Genomic DNA, 21,222 nt, shown 5'->3' on the forward strand with positions numbered 1-21,222 from the left:
CGAACACGCTACGGGGACCCGGCATTTCAGTCCCGCTCGCGTCCCTCCGTCGTGCGGGCCTGCCCGCCCCGCCCCGGCTGCTCGGGGACGGGCGGGGCGGCCGGGAGCGTCCCGGCCGAGGGCGCCGGGGCGGCCCTGCGGGACATCCGGGGCCGTACGACACGCACCCACAGCAGGATGAGCAGCGCCGCGCCCGCCAGGAAGGGGAGGACGGCGCCGAACGCGACCGCGATCCAGCGCAGCGTGGTGACGAACGCGTGCCAGCCGCCCGCGAGCGCGTCCAGGAAGCCCGGATCCCCGTCCTTCCCGTCGGCCTCCTTCGCCGGCCTCTCGGACAGGGACAGGGTGATCGTGGCCAGACTCGTACGGTCCTTGAGGGAGGCCTGCTGCGCGAGCAGGGACTCCAGGTCGGCCTGACGGCTGCTCAGCTCGCCCTCCAGGGCGACCACGTCGCTGAGCTTGGTGGCCTCGTCCATCAGCTCGCGGATCCGGGTCACGCTGGCGCGCTGCGACTTGACGCGGCTCTCCACGTCGACGACCTGCTCGGTGACGTCCTGCGCCCTGGCGGTGCGGGCGAGGAGCTTGCCGGCGCCCTCCAGTTCGTCGAGCACCTCCTCGTACCGCTCGGCGGGCACCCGCAGGATCACCCGGGTCCGCTCGCGGCCGCCGCCGTCCCGGGTGGTCGTCTCGTTGCCGACGAAACCCCCGGCGTCCTCGGCCGTGGTGCGAGCGTCGGCCAGCGCGTCGGGCACGTCCTTGACCCGGACCGTCAGCGAGGCCGTGCGGATGATGTGGCTGTCGGCGGGCCTGGGCGCGGCGGTGCCCGTCGACGTGCCGCCGCTGCTCCGGTCCGCGGCGCCCCCACCGGCGTCCCGGGCCCCCTTGCCGCCCTCCTGGGCACCCGGGGCGAACGCCTTGGAGTCGCCGTCCGAGGAACTGCCCCCGGAGTCGTCGGCGCCGCCGCACCCCGTCAGCGCGAGAGCGGCGGCGAGGAGAACTCCCGCCAGGGCCTGTACCGGTCGTACCGAACGTCGTGTCTGCATGCGGGCATCCCCCGGGTGTGTCGTGACGACTTACGTTCCTTCGACGCCCGGACCGGCCGGGACGTTGGGATGATCCGGTTCCGATGCGGTCACGGAAAGGACTCGCGCAGGACACCGGCCTCGCGGCGGGACCGCCGGCGGGGTCTGAGAGGGTGGAGGCATGCGTGCACAGGACACTCGTACCGGTTCGGGACAGGCCGTCGTCGTCGGCGGCGGGATCGCGGGACTGGCGGCGGCGCACCGCCTGCTGGACTCCGGAGTGCGCGTGACCGTCCTGGAGGCGTCGGACCGGGTGGGCGGCAAGCTGCTGCCCGGCGAGATCGCGGGCGCGCGGGTCGACCTCGGCGCCGAGTCGATGCTCGCGCGCCGCCCGGAGGCCGTCGCCCTCGCCCGCGAGGTGGGCCTGGCGGACCGGCTGGCGCCGCCCGCCACCGCGACGGCCTCGATCTGGACCCGCGGCGCCCTGCGCCCCATGCCCAAGGGGCACGTCATGGGCGTCCCCGGCACCGCCGCCGCCCTCGCCGGTCTCCTCTCGGACGAGGGACTGCGCCGCATCGGGCGCGACGCCGACCTGCCGCGCACGGAGATCGGTGACGACGTCGCGGTGGGCGCCCACGTCGCGGAGCGGCTCGGCCGGGAGGTCGTGGACCGGCTGGTGGAACCGCTGCTGGGCGGGGTCTACGCGGGCGACGCGTACCGCATCTCGATGCGTTCCGCGGTCCCGCAGCTCTTCCAGGCCGTCCGCGCGCACGACTCGCTCACCGAGGCCGTCCGGGACATCCAGGACAAGGCGGCCGCCGGCAGCCGGACCGGGCCGGTGTTCATGGGCATCAGGGGCGGTGTCGGGCAACTGCCCCTCGCGGTCGCCGAGTCGGTCCGCGCCCGGGGCGGGGAGATCGTCACCGGCGCACCGGTGACCGAACTGCGCCGCACCGGCCCGCAGGGCCGGCCGGACGGCTGGCGGATCACCGCCGGCGACCGGGTCCTGCACGCCGACGCCGTCGTACTCGCCCTGCCCGCACCGGCCGCCGCGACCCTGCTGCGCGCCGAGGCACCCGCGGCCGCGGCCGAGCTGGCCGCCGTCGAGTACGCGTCCATGGCCCTCATCACCCTCGCCTACCGCCGTGCCGACGTCACCCTCCCCGAGGGGAGCGGTTTCCTGGTGCCGCCGGTCGACGGGCGCACCATCAAGGCGTCCACCTTCGCCTCCCGGAAGTGGGGCTGGATCGACGAGGAGAACCCGGAGCTGCTCGTCGTGCGGACCTCCGTCGGCCGGTACGAGGAGGGCGAGGTGCTCGACCGGGACGACGAGGACCTCGTCGGCGTCTCCCGGCACGACCTGCGGGAGGCCACCGGCCTGACCGCCGCTCCCGTCGCCGGCCGCGTCACCCGCTGGTACGACGGCCTGCCGCAGTACCCGGTCGGGCATCACGCGCGCGTGGCCCGCGTCCGCGAGCACGTCGCCGCCGTGCCCGGCCTCGCCGTCTGCGGCGCGGCGTACGACGGCGTCGGCATCCCGGCGTGCATCGCCAGTGCGTACGCCGCGGTGGACGCGCTGCGGGGCGATCGCGCCGGAGTGGACGCGCTGACCGCGAACCCGGTGCAGAGTCTGCACGGCGGCGCGGGAGAATAGCCCCATGAGTGACGACGCCCCCGCCAAGATCCCGAACAAGGGCAAGCTGGCCAAGGACCTCAACGAGGTCATCCGCTACACGCTGTGGTCCGTCTTCAAGCTCCGTGACGCCCTCCCCGAGGACCGCGCGGGCTACGCCGACGAGGTCCAGGAGCTGTTCGACCAGCTCGCCGCCAAGGACGTGACCGTCCGCGGTACGTACGACGTGTCCGGACTGCGCGCCGACGCGGACCTGATGATCTGGTGGCACGCCGAGACCAGCGACCAGCTCCAGGAGGCGTACAACCTCTTCCGCCGCACCCGGCTGGGCCGCGCCCTGGAGCCGGTGTGGTCGAACATGGCGCTGCACCGCCCCGCCGAGTTCAACCGCTCGCACATCCCGGCGTTCCTCGCCGACGAGACGCCCCGGAACTACATCAGCGTCTACCCGTTCGTGCGCTCCTACGACTGGTACCTGCTGCCCGACGAGGACCGCCGCCGCATGCTCGCCGACCACGGCAAGATGGCCCGCGGCTACCCGGACGTGCGGGCCAACACCGTCGCGTCGTTCTCCCTCGGCGACTACGAGTGGATCCTCGCCTTCGAGGCCGACGAGCTGTACCGCATCGTCGACCTCATGCGGCACCTGCGCGCCTCCGAGGCCCGCATGCACGTCCGTGAAGAGGTCCCGTTCTACACGGGCCGCCGCAAGGACGTCGCCGAGCTGGTCGCCGGCCTCGCCTGATCAGCGCGTCCGCGGCTGCCGGGGGCGCCTTCGCGCGACCGCCCGGCGGCACCGGCGCCGGCTCGGCTCGGCACGGGGGCGCAGTCCGCGCCCCCGTGCCGAGCCGGCCGTCCCTGCCGCCAGGCGCTGCACGTCGTGGGCATCGACGCGTCCGGTGATGCCCTCCAGGTCAGCGCTGATGCAGATCCGCACCTTGCACGCTCGTCGCTAGTTGATCCCCTTTTGGGGCCGTCGGGTGCCGGGCGGCGTGCCGTCGTTCGTGCGTAGCACACGAGATGGCTGCTTTCCGTCGTCGGACGCAGTGAGTCGGCGATAGTTTCCCACTACGGATTCCCTTGTCCGACGGCGCCGATGGCAAGGATGGAGCAGGAACGCATTGACTGACGAGCGAGTTGTCATCGTGACCGGCGGAGGTACGGGGATCGGAGAGGCCACCGCGCGGTTGATGTGCGGGCAAGGCCATCACGTGGTCGTGTCCGGTCGACGGCCCGAGCCGTTGCGGCGCGTCGAACGGGAGGCCGGGGCACTGGCGTATCCGGCCGACATCGGTGACCCGGAGGCGGCCGGCGGTCTCGTCGAGGCAGCCCTGGCCGCGTACGGACGTCTGGACGGGCTGGTGCTCAACGCGGGTATCGGACGCGGCGGAAGCGTCGGGGACCTGTCGCTGGAGGACTGGGACGAGGTGATGCGTACGAATGTCACCGGTCCGCTGCTGCTTCTGCGTGCGGCTATTCCTCACCTGCTGGAATCCAAGGGGTCGATCGTTGCGGTCGCTTCTGTGTCGGCACTGCGGAACGGAACGGGTAACGCGCCGTACGCCACGTCCAAGGCGGCTCTGCTCCAGCTGTGCCGTTCCGTCGCCGTCGACTACGGGCGGCGGGGGCTTCGCGCCAATATCGTGTGCCCGAGCTGGGTGCGCAGCGAGATGGCCGACAGGCGCATGGCCCGCTTCGCTGAGGAAGCGGGTCTGCAAGGTGGCGCCGAGGCCGCCTACGACGAGGCGACCATGCCGCTGCCCATGGGCCGGCCGGGTGAGCCGCGTGAGATTGCGGAGACGGTCAGCTGGCTGCTGTCTCCGGCGGCGTCGTACGTCAACGGCGCCGTGCTCGCCGTTGACGGCGGGGCGACAGCCCTTGACCCCGGAACACTCGCGTTCGATTTTCATGTCGAGCCGCGCCGCGCCGGGCGCTCCGACGACACGCGCTAATGGCCGGTGCGTGGCGCGCGATCGACGAGGTGCTGCTCATCTGCCACCTCGCCTCCGGTGGCCGTCGGTTCCAGCCCGGCGGTCATACGGAGGAAGGCGACGACACCATCAACGTCCCGTCCCTGCTTCGGTCTTGACCGAGCACCCCATTTTTCATGTGCTTCTGCGCCGGGCTCACGCAGCCCTGCGTGGGCCCACCGTGGTCGACGTGCAGCCAGATGCCGTGCCGCCGCCCCACTTCGGATGCGCTCGGCGCTCGGCTACGAAACATTTTCGGCAGCGGTGACGAGGTCGGCGACATTGACGGGCCCGTGCGCACCCCCTAGGGTCTCGTCGATTCTGCGAACGATGTTCGACATTGCGAACAGGAAGCCTGCGCCTGAGCCGAAAGGATTTCCCGCATGTCCTCTTCCGTCAGCAGACGCCACCTCCTCCAGTTCGCCGGGGCGGGCGCCGCGGCCGGCGCGGTGGGACCGCTCCTCGGCGGCTCCCCCGCCCGGGCCGCCGTACCGCCGCTCCGCGCCGACACCGGAGTGCTGGCCTCTCCCTTCGAGCTCGGCCAGGTGCGGCTGACCGCGAGCAGGTGGCTGGACAACCAGAACCGCACCCTGAGCTATCTGCGGTTCGTCGACGTCGACCGGCTGCTGTACACCTTCCGCGCCAACCACCGCCTGCCGACCGGCGGCGCGGCCCCGGTGGGCGGCTGGGAGGCGCCCGACTTCCCCTTCCGCAGCCATGTGCAGGGGCATTTCCTCACCGCGTGGGCGCAGGCGTACGCCGTCACGGGGGACACCGTGTGCCGGGACAAGGCCCGCTACATGGTGGCGGAGCTGGCCCGGTGCCAGGCCAACAACAGCGCCGCGGGCTTCGGCGCCGGGTATCTGTCGGGCTACCCGGAGTCCGACTTCGACGCGCTGGAGGCGGGCACGCTGTCCAACGGGAACGTGCCGTACTACACGATCCACAAGACCCTCACCGGCCTGTTGGACGTGTGGCGCCGGCTCGGCAGCACGCAGGCCCGGGACGTGCTGCTGGCCCTGGCGGGCTGGGTCGACCGGCGCACCGTGAAGCTGAGCACGGCCCGGATGCAGGCCGTGCTGGGCACCGAGTTCGGCGGCATGAACGCCGTCCTGACCGACCTCTACCGGCAGACCGGCGACAGCCGCTGGCTCACCGCCGCCCAGCGCTTCGACCACGCCGCGGTGTTCGATCCGCTGGCGGTGGGCCAGGACAAGCTGGCCGGGCTGCACGCCAACACGCAGGTGCCGAAGTGGATCGGGGCCGCCCTCGCGTACAAGGCGACGGGCACCACCCGCTACCGGGACATCGCCACCAACGCCTGGAACATCTGCGTCGGCGCGCACACCTACGCCATCGGCGGCAACAGCCAGGCCGAGCACTTCCGCGCCCCGAACGCCATCGCCGGATACCTCCGGCAGGACACCTGCGAGAGCTGCAACACCGTCAACATGCTTACGCTCACCAGGGAGTTGTTCACCCTCAACCCGGACCGCGCGGCCCCGTTCGACTACTACGAGCAGGCCTGGCTGAACCAGATGATCGGCCAGCAGAATCCGGCCGACCCCCACGGCCACGTTACCTACTTCACCCCGCTCAACCCCGGCGGCCGGCGGGGCGTCGGCCCTGCCTGGGGCGGCGGCACCTGGAGCACCGACTACACCACCTTCTGGTGCTGCCAGGGCACGGGCCTGGAGATGCACACCCGGCTGATGGACTCCGTCTACTTCCACGCCGGCACCACCCTGACGGTGAACCTGTTCGTGCCGTCGGTGCTCACCTGGACCCAGCGCGGCATCACCGTCACGCAGACCACGTCCTACCCGGCGAGCGACACCACGACCCTGCGCGTCACCGGCTCCGTCGGCGGCACGTGGGCGATGCGCATCCGCATCCCCGGCTGGACCAGCGGTGCCACCGTCAGCGTCAACGGCGCCGTGCAGAACATCGCCACCACCCCGGGCAGTTACGCCACGCTGACCCGTGCCTGGACCTCCGGCGACACGGTCACCGTCCGCCTGCCCATGCGGACCGTCCTGCGCCCCGCCAACGACAACCCGAACGTCGCCGCGATCACCTACGGCCCCGTCGTCCTGTCCGGCAACTACGGCGACACCGCGCTCGGTTCGCTGCCCGTGCTGGACACGTCGTCGATCCGGCGGACCAGCTCCAGCGCGCTGTCCTTCACCGCCACAGCGAACGGCTCGGCCGTCGCCCTCGGCCCCTTCCACGACGCCCACGGCCACAACTACACGGTCTACTGGAACACCGGTTCCGTCTCCTCCGTCCGCCTCGCCAACGCCGCCGGCGGGCTCGTCCTAGGCATCCAGGACATGGCCACCGCCGACGGCGGCCGCGCCCTGCAGTGGAGCGACTCGGGCACCGCCGACCACGACTGGGAGATGATCCCCGACGGCGACGCCGCACGCTTCCGCAACATCCACAGCGGCAAGGTGCTCGGTGTGCGGGACATGTCGACGGCCGACGGCGCGGCGGTCCTGCAGTGGTCGGACAACGGCACCGCCGACCACCGCTGGGTACTCCTCGACCAGGGCGACGGCACCTTCAAGATCCGCAACGCGAACAGCGGGAAACTGCTCGGCGTCGAGAACGGCTCCACCGCGATCGGCGCGTTCGTGGTGCAGGTTCCGGACGACGGTACTCCCGACAACCGGTGGCGCATCCTGCGCTGACGCCCGCGCCTGCGCCCGCCATGGAAGACGCACGAGGCAGCGGTCACCCTCGCACCGGTTCTGTTCTGGGCAAGATCCGTTTGAAGACGGACCCTAGCGGTGGGCGAAGGCGGCGCGCAGCTCCGGCTCGCGGACCGCGCGGATGCCCAGCACGGCGACGGCGGCCAGATACGTACGGTCGTCCCCGGTGCCGGAGGGACGCCGGGAGAGAGCGCCCAGCAGTCGCTGTCCGGCCGGGGAGGCCCAGCGGGTGTACGGGTGGATCTCGATCCGGGCGATGGCCAGGCAGCCCAGGGCCAGGACGAGGGGGAGCGCGAACCAGAGGGCGATCAGACCCCGGTCCTCGCCGGCCGGGCCGGGCAGCAGCAGGGCGGTGGCGCCCAGCGCGAGGACGGCCGCCGCGGCCGCCCGGACCTGGCGGACGCCGTCGGCCACGCTCGTACGGGCCCCGTCCGGCACGGCGAGCCCGGCCGCGACGAGGCGGTCGGCGAGTCCGCGCACCGCGTCGGCCGCCGCGGTGGTCCGGCGCACCGGCGCTATCCGGGACTGTCCCCGCGGCCCTATCGCGCCCAGCACCGAACGCTCCATGTCGTCCCGCCCGTCCGGGTCCACGACGGTCGCCCAGCCCGTGTGCGCGAGCAGCAGCCGGCGCTGGCGGGCCATCGACACCAGGGTGAGCTCGGCGACCCGCTCCGGCCCGCCGGACAGGAACGCGGCCTCGTACAGCGTCAGTTCGTGTTCGCGGCCCGCCTGCTCGTCGACGGCCGCCGTATGGACGGCGGCCAGGCACAGCCGGGTGCAGGCCGACCCGGTCGCGACCCAGGCGAGGAGCAGAAGCAGGACCCAGAACATGGCGTTTTTCTATGCGACACGGGCCGTGGAGCGCCACACCTTATTCACGATGCGGACACCGTGCCGTCCTCGCCGTCCTCCGGGGGCCTCGGGCTGGACGCGGCCGGGGGCAGCGGGTAGCCCGGGGAGGGGCTCACCGGGACGGGCGGCCTGGCGGAGGCCGTGGGGCCGGGCGGGGCGGGGGAGTTGGTGAGCGGGGGCGGGGCGGCGGTGGCGGCGTCCTCGGCGAGGGCGTCGAAATCGACGTACCCGGTGGCCTCGAGGACCTTGATGTGGTCGAGCACGGTGGTGTTCGCGTCGTCGGCGAGGTCGCGTACGAGGGAGTTGCGGGTGCTCGCGCGGACCTGGGCGACCACCGAGAAGACCTTGCCGTGTGCCCTGCGGAGGACGTTCGCGAACTCCCGGTCGTATTCCGCGCCGTGGGCGGCGTCCAGCGTGGCCAGCCACTCGCGCTGCTGCGGGTTGGGCTGGTTGGGCAGTTCGAGGCCGAGCCGCGCGGCGACGTTGCGGACGCGGGCGTCGAGGAATGTGTGGCCCTCGATGAGGTGCCCGCCCGCGGTCCGTACGGCCTGGGTGGTACCGCGCTCCTGCGCCTGCTGGCCCGCGGGCAGTTCCCAGAGACCGGCCAGCCGGACCTTCGTGATGAACTCCCGGTCCAGCCCGGACAGCGGGCCGAACCGTGTCGGCACGGTCTGCGCGTTCAGGGTGTCCAGGCCGGTGCCGGAGCGGTCGGCGTACGACCAGACCGGGAAGACCAGCGCGACGAGGGTCGCCGTCAGGCCCGCGACGACGAGCCCGGTTCCGTCGACCAGTCCTTTGCGGTTGATGGATCGCATGGTGCCTCCTGTTGCGGCACCGCACGCTAGTGCGCTTCGGGTGCGGATTGGCATATTACTGCCGTCCGTACGCCAACTGCCGTACAGGAGGAACGGGTTCCGCGGCGGCGCGGGGTGCCGGATGCGCGAGATATGTCCACCCTCGCATCATGGCAAAAGGGGTCGAATCGTCGCTGGGTCCATGGTGAGGGTAGCGGTCCGGGCACAGCCGGTGACCGTCCCCGTCCGGTGCCGCCGGGGCGGCGCCGGATCAGCGGCGCAGCAGGACGCGCCGGGTGGCGCGGGCCAGGCGGGCCGCAGGGCGCTCGGAGCGCGGGGCCGGCCCGGACCGGTCCAGCCACCAGTCGCGCAGCCGGCGCCGGGTATCGGCGTCCTCGGGGCGCCCGGCGAGCAGCAGGTGCTCGGCGTAGTCCAGGGCGTCCTGCCGGTAACCGCCGGCCATGGGGTGCCGCTGCGCGTACGCGAGGAAGGCGGGCCGGTACGCCGCGCCGAGGATCCCGGGCAGCTCCGGGGCGACCTTGGCGACCACGTCCGCGCGCTTCGCGGCGAGCGCCCTGGCCTGTACGCCCATCCGCACCCGGTCGAATCCCTCGGGGACCGGGGTGCCCGCGACGAGCGCGGAGAGCAGCGCGGCCTGCGCGAGCGCGAGCCGCTGCCGGGCGGCGCCGTCGGCCTCGACGGCACCGGTGCTCCCGCCGCAGGCGGCACCCTGCTCGGCGGCCTCGGCGGCCTCGGCGGCGGTGACGCCGGACTCGGCGGAGGTCGCCGCTCCGGTGGAGACCGCCGGCTCGACCGGGATGGGTGTCGGGGCGGCTTCGGCTCCGGTGGCGGCGACCGCCGGCTCGAAGGCGGGTGTCCGGGCGGCTCCGGTCCCGGTGGAGACCGCCGGTTCCGGGACGGGTGTCCGCGTGGTTCCGGTGCCGGTCGTCCGGGGGGTCGCCGTGCGCAGCGCCTCCCGGATCGCCGTCAGTTCCCGCTCCAGCTCCCCGGGAGCGGGGAAGTTCTCGTCGCGCTCCAGCAGGACCCCGGGCGGGGAGACCCGGGAGGCGAGGTCGGCGAGGATGTCGAGGACCGGCCGCGGGACGGGGTGGGCGTGGCTGTCGTGCCAGACGCCGTCGCGCTCGAAGCCGCCCGCGACATGGACGTAGGCGATGGCCTCGACCGGGAGTTCGTCCAGCGCCTTCGCGGGGTCCTCGCCGCGGTTGACGTGGTTGGTGTGGAGGTTCGCGACGTCGATCAGCAGCCGTACGCCGGTGCGGTCGGCGAGGTCGTACAGGAACTGCCCCTCGGTCATCTCCTCGCCCGGCCAGGAGATCAGCGCCGCGATGTTCTCGACGGCGAGCGGAACGGGCAGCGCGGCCTGAGCGGCGCGGATGTTCCCGCACAGGACGTCCAGCGCGTCCCGGGTGCGGGGGACGGGCAGCAGATGGCCCGCCTCCAGCAGCGGGGACGCGGTGAGCGGGCCGCCCGCGCGCACGAAGGCGATGTGCTCCGTGACGAGCGGCGCGCCCAGTGCCTGTGCCCGCTCGGCGAGCGCGGTGAGCCGGGACTCGTCCGGGTGGTCCGCGCCGCCGAGGCCCAGCGAGACCCCGTGCGGCACCACCGTCACCCCGCGCTCGCGCAGCCGCAGCAGTGAGGCGGGAAGGTGCCCGGGGCACACGTTCTCCGCGACGGCCTCGACCCAGTCGATGCCGGGCATGCGCTCGACGGCGTCCGCGATCTCCGGGCGCCACCCGATTCCCGTCCCGAGCTGCTGCATGTCCCTGCCCCCTTCTGCGTCACGTCACGTCCCGACCGGACCCTGCGTGCCGTCTGTTCGCGACGCCCCCCGCGGCGGACCGGTGTTCCGGCGTGACGGGGTGATGGCCCCGGAAACCGGGGCCCAACCCGCCGGAGGGGACCTTCAGAGCAACATTTGAGGTTCCGAAGGTCCCCGTCGGCGGGCTCACCGCAGTTCAGCCCACCTCGCCGGCCGGATCGCCGCTGGGCTCCGGACGGTTCGTGTTGACCTCCCCCGGCGCCGCGGGCGACGGACTCGACGACACGTCGACGGGTCCGGACGGCTCCGCGGGCGGTACCGAGGCCGGGGACGCCCCCACGGTGGGCGGCGGCGGTCCCGTCGGGCTGGCGGTCGACCCGGCCGCCGTGTCGTTGGCGATGGCGTCGAAGTCGACGTCACCCGTCTTCTCCAGCACCGTGATGTGGTCGAGCACGGTCTGGTTGGCATCCGAGGCGAGCTGCCGCACCAACGTGTTGCGGGTGCTGTTGCGTACCGCGCCGATCGCCGGAAAGATCTTGCCGTGCGCGGACCGCAGGAGGTTCGCGAACTTGCGCTCGTACTCCTTGCCCTGAGCGGCCGTCAGCTCGTCCAGCCAGCCCTGCTGCTGCTCGTTCGGCTGGTTCGGCAGCTCGACGCCGAGCTGGGCCGCGATGATCCGTACCCGCTTGTCGAGGTCGGTGTGGCCGACGATCAGGTGATCGCCCGCCTCCTTGACCGCCTTCGTGGGGGCCCGCTCGATCGCCTGCTGTCCGGCCGGGAGTTCCCACAGCCCGGCCAGCCGTACACGCACGATCAGGTCGCGGTCGGAGGCGGAGAGGGGACCCCAGCGGGTGTTCACCGTCCCGGCCGCCAGATTGGACGGACCCGTGCCCGAGCGGTCGGCGTACGACCACACGGGGAACGCGAGCGCGCCCACGGTGGCGACGAGGGCCGCGATGACAAGGGCCGTACCGTTGATACGCCGCAAATGAGCCTCCCGGGGAAAACCAACTGGTCGTTGGGAATCTGTGCTTGGCCAGCGCCAGGAGGTACGTACGGGACGGCTGTGCTGTTCAATCGCCCCGGCGAAGTGCCGGATCTTTGCGGAAGAGGGGGTCAGCGGCGCAGTGCGGGATGGTCGGCGACCACCGTGCACGACCCCGGCGCGATCTCCGTGAAGCCCGCGTCGCGCACCAGCGGCAGCCCGGAGGCGGTCAGTCCGCTCCACCCGGCGGGCTCGGCCGTACGGACTGCGAGCGGGAATCCCGCGTCGCGCCAGGCGGCCCGCTCCTCGTCCGACAGCTCCCACCAGGCCAGCTGGGCCCCGTGCCCCGCCTGAGCCATCGCCTTGCCCGCCGACATGTCCAGGTCCGGGCTCAGCCAGAGCACGGGCGCCGTCGGGTCCGTGTCCACCGGGGGCTCCGGGTCCTCGAGGTCCGTGCCGGAGACCTGGAGGCGGGCCAGGTCCTTGGGCCAGCCGTCCAGCGGGACCGGCGGGAACACGCGGACCTCGGCGGACTTGCCGGTCACCGTGATGCCGGGCAGTGCCTCGGCCCGCCGCCACTCCGCGCCGCGCGCCCGGCGCACCACCTTGCGGATCCGGGCGTCCTGCCAGTCCCGCACGCGCTGCGCCCACTCCCCGTCCCCGAGCGACCGCTCGTCGCTCAGGACCGTCAGCACGGCGCGCGCCGCCGTCTCCAGCGCGTCCGTGCGCGCCGGGGGAGCGGTCTTCTCGATGCGGACGACCAGGGGCAGCACGAACTGCGGCGCCTCGTCGCGCGCCGTGCGCTCGGAGCGGAAGGGGCTGTCGCCGGACGGCGCGGGATCGACGGCGCTCGGATCACTGGTCACGCCGTCCAGTCTGCCAGGCGCAAGATCGGCCCCCATGGGGCGGTCGTGCCCGCGGACGGGACGCGGCACTCGTCGGGCCGGTCCCTCCGGAGCCGGTCAGCCCGAGCAGGCGGTGCGCTGCGCCTCCTGCCACTCGCAGACGGGGCACAGCGTGGCCCCCTTGTACGACTCCGGGTACTCGGTAGGCCTCCGGCACAGCACGCACTCGGCGAACGGCGGTCCGTCCGCCGTGGGCGCCGGGCCGACGGCCCGCTCCGGGCCCGCCTCCCGTTCCGCGCCGGTGTCGCAGTAGTCGCTCATGCCTCCAGCGTAGGCCGGGCCCGCCACCAGGCGTCCGTCGGACAGCTCTACGAGCGGTGGGCCGCCGTCGCGCCGATCAGCTCCGACACCTTCACAAACCGGAACCCCTGCCTGCGCAGCTCGGGCACGATGGTCCGCACCGCCCGCTCGGTCGTCGGGGCCGCGCTGCGCGTGCAGTGCATGACGACGACGGAACCGGGCCGGACCCCGTCGAGCACCTGCCGGGCGACCGCGTCGGCGTCCGTCGCGAACGCGTCCCCGCTCACCACGTCCCACTGCACGGCGGTGACGCCGGACGCGCTCAGCGCCCGCAACGCCGGCTGGTCGTAGCAACCGCCGGGGAACCGGAAGTACGGCTTCGGATCGGGTACCCCGGCCCGGCGGAACGCAGCGAACGCCCGCTCCACGTCGGACCTCATCCGCTCCCGCGGCACGGTCGGCAGGCCGTAGCAGTCGCCCGTGAAGGCGTGGTGGCTGTACGAGTGGTTGGCGACCTCGAAGAGCGGGTCCCGCCCGACGGCCCGGGCCTCCCGCGGGTACTCGTCGGCCCACCGCCCCGTCATGAACACGGTGGAGGGCACCTTCAGCTCCCGCAGCGCGGCGATCAGTCCCGGGTTGTCGAAGCGCTCGCCGGAGGCGGCCCGTTCCCCCTGGTCCGAGGTCATGTCCGCGTCGAAGGTGAGCGCGACCGTCCGGTCCCGGGTCCGGGGGCCGTTCGTGAAGACGGGCGTCAGGCCTGCGGGCCCCGGAGCGAGCGTCGGGGAGACCGAGCGGGAGGTGGCCGAAGGGCGGGCGGACGCCTTCGACGGCCGGGCGGCCGACGGGGCGTCGGCGGAGCCGCAGGCGGCCAGGGCGGCGCTCAGCACACAGACGGCGGCGATGTGTCGTACAAGAATGATCACCCGATGAAGGTATCCGGGTAAATGTGACTAATCGCCCGTCGCGGGTACGTGCCGTGCCGACCGGCCGGCGACGTCACCCGCCCGGCCGCCCGTCCCTCCCGGCCTCAGGGGGAGAGGGTCTGGCCCAGCAGCCGCTCCCGGCACTCCGCCACGTCGATGTCGCCCTTCGGGTACTGCGGGTCCAGAGCCTCCAGATGTTCGAGGAGGAGCTTGCTGACCGCCCAGTTGCGGTACCACTTGCGGTCGGCCGGGACCACGTGCCAGGGGACCCCCGAGCAGCGTTCGAGCGCGGTCTCGTACGCCTCCTGGTAGGCCGGCCACAGGGCGCGCTCGTCGATGTCGGCGGGGCTGAACTTCCAGTGCTTGTCCGGGTTGTCGAGGCGGGCCAGGAGGCGTCGGCGCTGCTCCTCGTACGAGACGTGGAGGAAGCACTTGACCACGGTCACGCCGTCGTCCGCGAGGGACTTCTCGAAGTCGTCGATCCGGCCGTAGCGGCTCTCGATCTCGGACCGGGGAGCCAGCTCGCGGACGCGTGCGATCAGAACGTCCTCGTAGTGCGAGCGGTCGAAGATGCCGATCTCGCCGGGCTGCGGGAGCGCCTTCCTGACCCGCCAGAGGAACGAGTGCTTGCGCTCCTGCGGGGTCGGTGCCTTGAACGCCCTGATGCGGCAGCCGGACGGGTTGAACAGGCCGATGACGTGCTTGACCGTGCCGCCCTTGCCGCTCGTGTCCATGCCCTGGAGCACCAGCAGGACCCGGCGCCGGTCACCCGCCGTGGCCGAGGCGTACAGGCGTTCCTGCAGGTCGGCCAGCTGCTCGCCCGTCCGGGCGGTGGCTTCGCGGCCCGCGGCCTTGTCGGCGGGGCCGCCGGGCGTGCCCTTCGTGTCGTAGGAGGAGAGGTCGACCGGGGCGCCCGGGGGGACGCGCAGCAGTTCCCGCAGCGGAGTCGAACGCTCGCCCGAGTCCCGCCCCTGCTCCGCGCCGCTCCTGCCGGCCGCGTCCTTGCCGGCCCCGTTCTTGCCGGAACCGCTCTCGTGCTTGCTCCCGGCACCGCTCTTGGTCTTGGCCTTGCTCTTCGCCACCACGTACCCCTTCACGCCGTGTCCCTCGATCCTGTGCCGGGGCACGGGTGCCCGCTACCCGCCGTCCGACTCGGGGGAATGCGGTGAGCCCCGGGACGGGCGCCCCGGGGCTCGGCCCTCTCAGGTGGCGGGCCCTGCCTCACCTGCGCCAGGGCCCGGTCACCGCGAACGTCGTGCCCGGCGTGTAGCAGTTGACGTACATCGTCCGGCCGTCCGGGGAGAAGGTGACGCCCGCGAACTCGCCCCACTCCGGGGCCTCGGGCGTGCCGATGTTCTGGGCGCCGCGGGCCATCGGGTAGACCTCCCCGCGCCGGGTCACCCCGAAGACGTGCTGGGCGCCGTTGCCGTCCTCGCAGACCATGAGGCCGCCGCTCGGGGCGAGGCAGATGTTGTCCGGGGACTCGCCCGGGAGCTGGATGTCGGTGTCCGGGCCGAAGACGATCACGAGCGTGAGGCGGCGCGAGGACGGGTCGTAGCGCCAGATCTGCCCGTAGTGGTCCGCGGCCGAGCCCTCCGCGCTGTGGGCGAAGGAGGAGACGAAGTACACGGACGTCCCGCCCCAGTAGCAGCCCTCCAGTTTCTGGGCGTGCGTGATGCCCTTCGGGCCGAAGTCCTGGAGCCGGACGGGAGTCTGCGCGGCCAGCGGGTCCGGTACGTCCACCCACTCGATGCCGTCGAAGGTGGCCCCCGTCTCCTGGATGGACGACAGGTCGGGCACGCCGGGCACGCGCATCGCCTGGAGCCTGCCGCCCGCGCGCAGCGAACCCAGGCCGCCCTCGGGCCTGTTGGGCAGGAAACGGTAGAAGAGGCCGAAGGGCTTGAGGAACGCGTCCTCGGTCTCGTAGACGATGCCGCGCCGCGGGTCGACCGCGATCGCCTCGTGCTGGAAGCGGCCCATCGCGGTGAGCGGGACGGCGCCGGTGCGGCGCGGGTTCACCGGGTCGACCTCGAAGATGAAGCCGTGGTCCTTGGTGTAGCCGTTGGTGCCGGCCCTGTCCTCCGTCTCCTCGCAGGTGAGCCAGGTGCCCCAGGGAGTGGGCCCGCCGGCGCAGTTGACGGCGGTGCCGGCGATGGCGACGCGCTCCGAGAGGACCTTGCCGTGCCGGTCCACCGTCAGGGCCGTGCACCCGCCCTTGCCCGTCGGGTCGTACGTGATGCCCTCGACCGCCGGGACCGGGATCTTCGCGGTCGCCCGGTTCTCGTGGTTGCGGACCAGATGGACCCGGCCGTGGCCGCCGGGGAAGGCCGACATGCCGTCGTGATTGCTCGGCACCAGACCCTCACCGGAGCGCAGCGGGTCGCCCTCGCGGGACAGGACCCGGTAGCGGAAACCTTCCGGCAGATCGAGCAGTCCGTCCGGGTCGGGGACGAGGGGGCCGTAGCCGTGGTGGCCGAGATCCTGTGCGGCGGCGGTGCCCGCGAAGAGTTCGGAGAGGTTTCCTGCGAAGGCGATCGAGGCGCCCAACGCGCCTGTACGGGCGAGGACCTGACGTCGCGTCGCGGATCGGGCGGGCTCGGACATGGGGCAACCTCCTGCTGGCGGACAGGACTGTGACCCCGCTGTGGTATCACGCGCTGCGGGCTACCGGAACCACGCGCGTAGCACGTGTCACTCGCCGCCCGGCGGCGGACCCCCGGCCGGCGGGCCCGGCTGCGCGGCCGGCGGCGGGCCCTGCTGCGCCCGTTCCAGGAAGCGCAGCAGCTCCACCGGGAAGGGCAGGACGAGGGTGGAGTTCTTCTCGGCGGCGACGGCCACCACGGTCTGGAGCAGGCGCAGTTGCAGGGCGGCGGGCTGCTCGGACATCACGCCGGCGGCCTCCGCCAGCTTCTTGGACGCCTGGAGCTCCGCGTCGGCGTTGATGATGCGGGCGCGGCGCTCCCGGTCGGCCTCCGCCTGCCGGGCCATGGACCTCTTCATGGTCTCGGGCAGCGACACGTCCTTGATCTCGACCCGGTCGATCTGCACGCCCCAGCCGATGGCCGGGCTGTCGATCATCAACTCCAGGCCCTGGTTCAGCTTCTCGCGGTTGGACAGCAGATCGTCCAGATCGCTCTTGCCGATGATCGACCGCAGCGAGGTCTGCGCCATCTGCGAGACCGCGAAGCGGTAGTCCTCGACCTGGACGACCGCGTCGGCGGCGTCCACGACCTTGAAGTAGATGACGGCGTCCACCCGCACCGTCACGTTGTCCCGGGTGATGCCGTCCTGCGCCGGCACCGGCATCGTCACGATCTGCATGTTGACCTTGCGCAGCCGGTCGATCAGGGGGACCACGGCGGTGAAACCGGGTCCGCGCGCCTCACCCCTCAGACGGCCGAGCCGGAAGACGACCCCGCGCTCGTACTGCTTGACGATCCGGGCGGCCGCGGCGAGGTAGACGAGCCCCGCGGAACCGGCTGCCGCACCTGCGACGAGAAGTTCTTCGAGCACGACGACCCCCTTCGAGCCGCCCGACATGCCTGGAAAGTCCACTGTACGCCGCCGTCTCGGGCTCCCCGGAGTCCGCGCACGGCACCGGGCCGGGCCCGCCGTGGGGGCGGGCCCGGCCCGGTCGGGCGGCCGAGCGGCTCAGGGCACCGGTGTGACCCTGACCGGCTCGGTTCCGGTCGAGCTGTGCCGGGCCGCCCAGTTCTCCAGCGCGACGCGGCACGCGTGATCGAGATGGTGCAGCCCGGACAGGTTCAGCTCGACCGGCCGGTCCTGCGGCAGCGCCTCCAGGCTGTCGAGGATCTTCGGCAGCCGTAGGAAGGTCGCGTTGCCCGAGAGATACGCCTGGACGGGGCCCGCACCCTTGTCTATGACCTCGAGCCGTATGTGCGAGGCCTCCCAGGCGGTCTTGACGACGGCCAGGGCGAGGCCGATCAGGACACCCTCGAACATGCTGACGACGACGATGGACACGGCGGTGACGACGAGGATCAGGGCCTCCCCGCGGTGCTCCCGCCAGAGCACGGCGATCTGGCGCAGTGGGATGAGCTTGAAGCCCGCGTGCACCAGGACGCCGGCGAGGGCGGGCAGCGGGATCACCGCGAGTGCGGCGGGCAGCAGCGCGGCGAACAGCAGCAGCCAGACACCGTGCAGGACCCGGGACGCCTTGGTGCGCGCGCCCGCCTGCACATTGGCGGCGCTGCGGACGATCACCGCGGTCATCGGCAGGGCGCCGAGCAGCCCGCAGACGGTGTTGCCCGCGCCCTGCGCCATCAGTTCCTTGTCGTACCGGGTCCGCGGCCCGTCGTGCATCCGGTCCACGGCGGCGGCGCTGAACAGGCTCTCCGCCGAGGCGATCAGCACGAAGGCGAGGACCGTGCCGAGGAGGCCGGGGCTCGCGAGCTCCCCGAAGGCGTCGAGGGGCGGCGGCTGGAGCGAGCCCAGCAGCCCCCGCACCTCGACGGTGGCGACCGGCAGGGAGAACAGCAGCGAGGCGAGGGTGGCCAGGGCGACCGCGGCGAGCGGGCCCGGCACCGTCCGGACCCGGTCCGGGAGCCGCTTCCACAGCACGAGGACGGCGACGGTGCCCGCGCCGAGGGCGAGCGACGCCAGGGACCCGGTGTCGTCGAGCGCCCCGACGAGCGCCTCCGGCAGGTGGGTGATCTTGTCCAGGCCGGAGGCGGGCGCGGTCAGCCCCGCCGCCGAGTAGAGCTGGCCCGCGATCAGCACGAGGCCGATGCCGGCGAGCATGCCCTCGACGACGGCCACCGAGATGGCCCGGAAGTAGCGCCCCAGCTTCAGGGCTCCCATGAGGAGTTGCAGCAGGCCCGTCGCCAGCACGATCACCCCGAGGACCGGCAGCCCGAACTCCCGCACCGCCTCGAAGACCAGTACGGTCAGCCCGGCCGCCGGCCCCGAGACCTGGAGGCTGCTGCCGCGCATGAGTCCGGTGACGATCCCGCCCACGATGCCGGTGACCAGCCCCAGTTCGGCCGGCACGCCGGAGGCGACGGCGACCCCCACGCACAGCGGGAGGGCGACGAGGAAGACCACGACCGACGCGGCGAAGTCCTGCCGCAGGTGGGGGAACCGTGCCGGGCGCTCCGGCCGCACCCCGGCCGGCTTCGTCGCGGCGCTCACAGCGCCTCGAAGGTGTCGGTGTCCGGACGGTGTTCCCGTACGGCTCCGGTGTGCACCTCGTAGAACCAGGCGTGCAGGCGCAGTCGGCCGTCCGCCAGCCGGTCGGCGACGCACGGGTAGGAGCGCAGCCGCAGCAGCTGCGTCAGGAGGTGGCTCTGCACCGCCTCGGTCACGGACGGGTCCTCGACCGCGCCCCCGGGGCGCGGTGTCTGGGCCAGCCAGTCGCGGACGGCGGGTACGGCGGTCAGGTCGTCGTCGCGCACCAGGGCGCCGACCGCGCCGCAGTGCGAGTGGCCGCAGACGACCACGTCGGTGACTTCGAGCACGTTCACCGCGTACTCGATGGTGGCCGCCTCGCCGGTGGGCCGGCCAAGGGTGTACGGGGGGACGATGTTGCCCGCGGTGCGCAGCTCGAAGAGCTCGCCCGGACGGGCCCCGGTGATCAGTGCCGGGACGACGCGGGAGTCCGAACAGGTGATGAACAGGGCCTGCGGAGACTGGCCCGCGGCCAGCAGGGCGAACTCCTCCGGTCGCTGTCCGTGGGCGCGTGCGTGATCGATGAGGGGCTGCATGTCGGTTCCTCCTGGCGCGCCTCGAAGGCGCGTCGGCTGACGAAACGTGATGTGGGGGGATCACGCCTCGGTCAGCAGCGGAAGACCTGAAGTGCCGCCGGGGAGTGGGCGGCCGGGGATTTCGACGCGTGCGGGTCGGGGCCGGCGAGTGCGAGCAGCGGGAGCACGCGGGGGTGGGCCGGCGCCGGCGAGCCGCCGACGGGCGCCTCGGGTACGCGGTCCTGGCCGCGGCTCCGGTCGCGCGCCGCCGCAGGCGGGGCCACCTTCTGCGGGTCCTCGGTCTCCGCGCACGAGATGATCTCGCTCGTGTGTACGGACGCGAACGCCTCGGAGGACGCGAACAGCTGAAGGACCAGCAGGACGGCGGCGAGAGCGGATAACAGCGCCCGGGCCTTGCTACCTCGTAACACGCGCCCCCCTCCCGGCGTCCGTCCCCACACGTCGACCAGCACGCTAGCGCGGCAAGTTGTTCGCTGGGTTAACTTAACGTTTCACCCTGAAGGGGGCCTGAAACGGCAGGGAGGGGGAGTGGCGGGATACCGCCTGCGGAAGGCGTTTTACGTTCGGCCGGATTCCGATTCCGTCTTCTCCACCAGGACCTTGGCGTCCCGGGCCAGCGCGGTGAGCCGGGAGATCGCGCGGAAGTACTTCTTGCGGTAGCCGCCGTTCAGCATCTCCTCGCTGAAGAGCCGGTCGAAGGGCATCCCGGAGGCGAGGACCGGTACCTCGCGGTCGTAGAGCCGGTCCGCGAGCACCACGAGCCGCAGCGCCGTGGACTGGTCCGGCACCGGCCGCACCCCGGTCAGGCAGACCGCCCGCACGTCGTCGGTCAGCGCGCCGTACCGGCTGGGGTGGACGCGCGCGAGGTGGTCGAGCAGATGCGGGAAGTCGTCGAGGGACGCGCCCTCGGTGGCGTAGGCGGTCTCGGTGACCCGCTCGTCGGAGAACGGCGCCGGCGCCTCGGGCAGCCCGCGGTGGCGGTAGTCCTCGCCGTCGATGCGCAGCGGACGGAAGTGCGCGGACAGGCCCTGGATCTCCCGCAGGAAGTCGGCGGCCGCGAACCGGCCCTCGCCGAGCTTGCCCGGCAGGGTGTTCGAGGTGGCCGCGAGGGCCACGCCCGCGTCGACCAGCTTGCCCAGCAGCGTGGAGACCAGGACGGTGTCGCCCGGATCGTCCAGCTCGAACTCGTCGATGCACAGCAGCCGGTGTCCGGAGAGCGTCTGCACGGTCTTCTGGAAGCCGAGCGCGCCGACCAGGTTCGTCAGCTCCACGAAGGTGCCGAAGGCCTTGAGGGCGGGCTCGGCCGGGGTGGCGTGCCACAGGGAGGCCAGCAGATGGGTCTTGCCGACGCCGTACCCGCCGTCCAGATAGACGCCGCGCGGCCCGGCGGGCGCCTTCGGAGCCCTGCCGAAGCCGAACAGCCTGCGTCTGCCCGCACCGGAGGCGTGCGCACCGCCGAGGCCGGCGGCGAAGTCGCCGAGGACGCGGACGGCCTCGGTCTGGCTGGGCTGGTTCGGGTCCGGGAGGTAGGTATCGAAGCGGACCGAGTCGAAGCGCGGCGGCGGCACCATCTCGGCGACGAGCCGGTCCGCGGGGACGTGGGGCTCGCGGGCGCACAGGGACAGGGGAGCCGCTTCGGCTATCGGGCTGGGGCCGGGAGCGGCCGGGGTGGACGACACGG

Annotated in this window: 20 protein-coding genes; 5 read left to right on the plus strand and 15 right to left on the minus strand. The window is 72.9% G+C overall.

Annotation, left to right across the window (positions count from 1 at the left end; translation table 11 throughout):
* Positions 1-26 precede the first annotated feature (26 nt).
* Positions 27-1,043: a DUF4349 domain-containing protein gene (locus ACFYP4_RS01650; RefSeq protein ID WP_358853117.1), complete on the minus strand. Its 1,017-nt coding sequence runs from the start codon at positions 1,041-1,043 to the stop codon at positions 27-29.
* Between the two features lie 160 nt (positions 1,044-1,203).
* Here ACFYP4_RS01650 and hemG point away from each other — a divergent pair, with 160 nt between their 5' ends.
* From hemG to ACFYP4_RS01675, 5 genes are all read left to right on the plus strand, one after another.
* Entirely contained in the window at positions 1,204-2,676 is a 1,473-nt protein-coding gene (gene hemG, locus ACFYP4_RS01655; protein ID WP_388781658.1) for a protoporphyrinogen oxidase, read from the plus strand.
* Between the two features lie 4 nt (positions 2,677-2,680).
* Positions 2,681-3,400, plus strand: a complete 720-nt coding sequence (gene hemQ, locus ACFYP4_RS01660; RefSeq protein WP_358853119.1) for a hydrogen peroxide-dependent heme synthase — start codon at positions 2,681-2,683, stop codon at positions 3,398-3,400.
* 376 nt (positions 3,401-3,776) lie between these two features.
* Complete coding sequence (locus tag ACFYP4_RS01665; protein WP_358855742.1) at positions 3,777-4,607, plus strand: SDR family oxidoreductase; 831 nt, start codon at positions 3,777-3,779, stop codon at positions 4,605-4,607.
* Complete coding sequence (locus ACFYP4_RS01670) at positions 4,607-4,744, plus strand: hypothetical protein (RefSeq protein WP_358855744.1); 138 nt, start codon at positions 4,607-4,609, stop codon at positions 4,742-4,744. The genes ACFYP4_RS01665 and ACFYP4_RS01670 overlap by 1 nt, the downstream gene beginning before the upstream one ends.
* Before the next feature lie 264 nt (positions 4,745-5,008).
* Complete coding sequence (locus tag ACFYP4_RS01675) at positions 5,009-7,318, plus strand: beta-L-arabinofuranosidase domain-containing protein (RefSeq protein ID WP_358855741.1); 2,310 nt, start codon at positions 5,009-5,011, stop codon at positions 7,316-7,318.
* 93 nt (positions 7,319-7,411) lie between these two features.
* Here the strand turns inward: ACFYP4_RS01675 and ACFYP4_RS01680 are convergent, their stop codons facing one another.
* The 14 genes from ACFYP4_RS01680 to zapE form a co-directional block, all read right to left on the minus strand.
* On the minus strand, positions 7,412-8,170 hold the full coding sequence (locus tag ACFYP4_RS01680) for a TIGR04222 domain-containing membrane protein (protein ID WP_358855740.1): 759 nt from the start codon (positions 8,168-8,170) through the stop codon (positions 7,412-7,414).
* 44 nt (positions 8,171-8,214) lie between these two features.
* Positions 8,215-9,006 carry a DUF4142 domain-containing protein gene (locus ACFYP4_RS01685; RefSeq protein WP_358855739.1) on the minus strand — a complete coding sequence of 264 codons (792 nt, stop codon included), beginning with the start codon at positions 9,004-9,006 and terminating at the stop codon, positions 8,215-8,217.
* A 250-nt stretch (positions 9,007-9,256) separates the two neighbouring features.
* Positions 9,257-10,765 (minus strand): DUF692 domain-containing protein, encoded by a 1,509-nt coding sequence (locus tag ACFYP4_RS01690; RefSeq protein WP_388781663.1) that lies wholly within the window; start codon positions 10,763-10,765, stop codon positions 9,257-9,259.
* A 196-nt stretch (positions 10,766-10,961) separates the two neighbouring features.
* Positions 10,962-11,753: a DUF4142 domain-containing protein gene (locus ACFYP4_RS01695; RefSeq protein ID WP_358855737.1), complete on the minus strand. Its 792-nt coding sequence runs from the start codon at positions 11,751-11,753 to the stop codon at positions 10,962-10,964.
* Between the two features lie 128 nt (positions 11,754-11,881).
* Complete coding sequence (locus ACFYP4_RS01700) at positions 11,882-12,652, minus strand: peptidyl-tRNA hydrolase (RefSeq protein ID WP_388781666.1); 771 nt, start codon at positions 12,650-12,652, stop codon at positions 11,882-11,884.
* Between the two features lie 60 nt (positions 12,653-12,712).
* Positions 12,713-12,916, minus strand: a complete 204-nt coding sequence (locus tag ACFYP4_RS01705) for a hypothetical protein (protein ID WP_358855735.1) — start codon at positions 12,914-12,916, stop codon at positions 12,713-12,715.
* Positions 12,917-12,963: 47 nt separating this feature from the next.
* Complete coding sequence (locus tag ACFYP4_RS01710; protein ID WP_358855734.1) at positions 12,964-13,818, minus strand: polysaccharide deacetylase family protein; 855 nt, start codon at positions 13,816-13,818, stop codon at positions 12,964-12,966.
* Positions 13,819-13,922: 104 nt separating this feature from the next.
* Positions 13,923-14,759, minus strand: coding sequence for a PPK2 family polyphosphate kinase (locus ACFYP4_RS01715; protein WP_388782676.1), 837 nt, complete (start codon positions 14,757-14,759; stop codon positions 13,923-13,925).
* 280 nt (positions 14,760-15,039) lie between these two features.
* Positions 15,040-16,422 (minus strand): PhoX family protein, encoded by a 1,383-nt coding sequence (locus ACFYP4_RS01720; protein WP_388781670.1) that lies wholly within the window; start codon positions 16,420-16,422, stop codon positions 15,040-15,042.
* Between the two features lie 87 nt (positions 16,423-16,509).
* Positions 16,510-17,331, minus strand: a complete 822-nt coding sequence (locus ACFYP4_RS01725; RefSeq protein ID WP_358855743.1) for a slipin family protein — start codon at positions 17,329-17,331, stop codon at positions 16,510-16,512.
* 138 nt (positions 17,332-17,469) lie between these two features.
* Positions 17,470-18,969, minus strand: a complete 1,500-nt coding sequence (locus ACFYP4_RS01730) for a SulP family inorganic anion transporter (RefSeq protein WP_358855897.1) — start codon at positions 18,967-18,969, stop codon at positions 17,470-17,472.
* Positions 18,966-19,541, minus strand: coding sequence for a carbonic anhydrase (locus ACFYP4_RS01735; RefSeq protein WP_358855896.1), 576 nt, complete (start codon positions 19,539-19,541; stop codon positions 18,966-18,968). Before ACFYP4_RS01735 ends, ACFYP4_RS01730 begins: the two co-directional genes overlap by 4 nt.
* Positions 19,542-19,612: 71 nt before the next feature.
* Complete coding sequence (locus ACFYP4_RS01740; protein ID WP_388781676.1) at positions 19,613-19,951, minus strand: hypothetical protein; 339 nt, start codon at positions 19,949-19,951, stop codon at positions 19,613-19,615.
* Positions 19,952-20,098: 147 nt separating this feature from the next.
* Positions 20,099-21,220: a cell division protein ZapE gene (gene zapE / locus ACFYP4_RS01745; protein ID WP_358855894.1), complete on the minus strand. Its 1,122-nt coding sequence runs from the start codon at positions 21,218-21,220 to the stop codon at positions 20,099-20,101.
* Positions 21,221-21,222 lie beyond the last annotated feature (2 nt).

The sequence above is a fragment of the Streptomyces sp. NPDC005551 genome, assembly GCF_042871785.1.
In the GTDB taxonomy this organism is placed as follows: Bacteria; Actinomycetota; Actinomycetes; order Streptomycetales; family Streptomycetaceae; genus Streptomyces.